This window comes from Methanospirillum stamsii, from assembly GCF_003173335.1.
Lineage (GTDB): Archaea > Halobacteriota > Methanomicrobia > Methanomicrobiales > Methanospirillaceae > Methanospirillum > Methanospirillum stamsii.
Genome location: NZ_QGMZ01000084.1, coordinates 1 through 1,312 on the forward strand (window position 1 = coordinate 1; position 1,312 = coordinate 1,312).

1 pseudogene is annotated in these 1,312 nt (G+C 30.8%); it reads left to right on the plus strand.

The features are described 5' to 3' along the window. Window positions 1-535: 535 nt before the first annotated feature. Window positions 536-1,312: pseudogene (locus tag DLD82_RS18100) on the plus strand (hypothetical protein); the annotation flags it as partial.

Consider the following 1,312-nt stretch of genomic DNA (forward strand, 5'->3'; position numbering starts at 1 on the left):
GGCTCTGTCTGAATTTCTAGTGATATGAAAAATTTTTCAATGAGAATTACATTTAGAGAGATTTAATAGCATATAAAATAATATATATTATAATGGACGTTGTTACAACTTTAAATTCATATCATACGGTTCAAACTCTGAACCCGGTATTCATCCAATTCTCTAACCAATATATATTTGAAAATGGAGTTTTTTATTCAAAGAATCCTCCCTGTTGTCCATCTTGCGGTAAAAAAATGGTACATAATGGATATAACACTTTAACCAAGAAAAATGTCGCAACATTAAAAATTGGGAAATATCGTTGTCAGCATTGCAAAATTAATGTTCAAGAATCCCGTGAATTTTTTGAAATACTTCTCAAATTTCTTCATGACACTATTTTACCAATGATCCTGAAAATGCGATGGAATAAAATGTCTTACAGAGGAATCGAAGAAGTTCTTGAGCATATCCTCCCAATAGGTAAAGACGCAATATATACANNTATGATGAACAATTCATTCACATTGGAGGAATTCGGAAATACCGATTATTGATTTTTGACATCGAGTCGGGAACACCAATTATTGATGTAGTGGTGAATGATAAAAAATCTGAAACCATTAAGAATGTATTTTTAGAATCAAAAATTGATTTGACAATTCCCACTGTTATTGTGACAGATTTAGATAGGGCATACCCTCAGATTATGGATGAACTGTTTGGTGATAATCTTCTCCATCAACCTTGTTTATTTCATTTACAAAAACTCATTCTGAAATCCTATTCTAAAAATTGCTCAATATTTGAGGAATTTTTAAAATATCGTTTGCTCAATATCTTCTATGACCATAGCTATGAAATTGAATGGCTGACGCAGAGGATCGAAGAAGAGGAAAAAATCCAGAGTAATTGCTCTAAAAAAGAATATCGTGAGTGGTTGAAGACTAAAAAAGAAGAATTTCATCAATTTTGTAAAAAACTCAAATCAACCAAAACTCAACAAATAACCCGTAAATATGAAGAAATCGTGGATAATATGTTAGATCTCCTCAGTATTATCGAAGAATTCCCTCTGGAGGTACAAAAAAGGTTGAAAATGATCGACAAAATTTTTCTTAAACTCACAAATTTTTGTGATTCTGAAATTATACCAAAAACTAACAATATTGTTGAGAATTATTTCTTTCGAACACTCAACATGGATTGGAAAAAAAGGATGAAGACCGATGTCGGTTTTTTAAATCATCTCAAACTTCAATCAATTAGAATATCTGGTACCTTAAACGAAGTGAAAATGACAATTATTGATGTTTTTTGTGCAATTCGA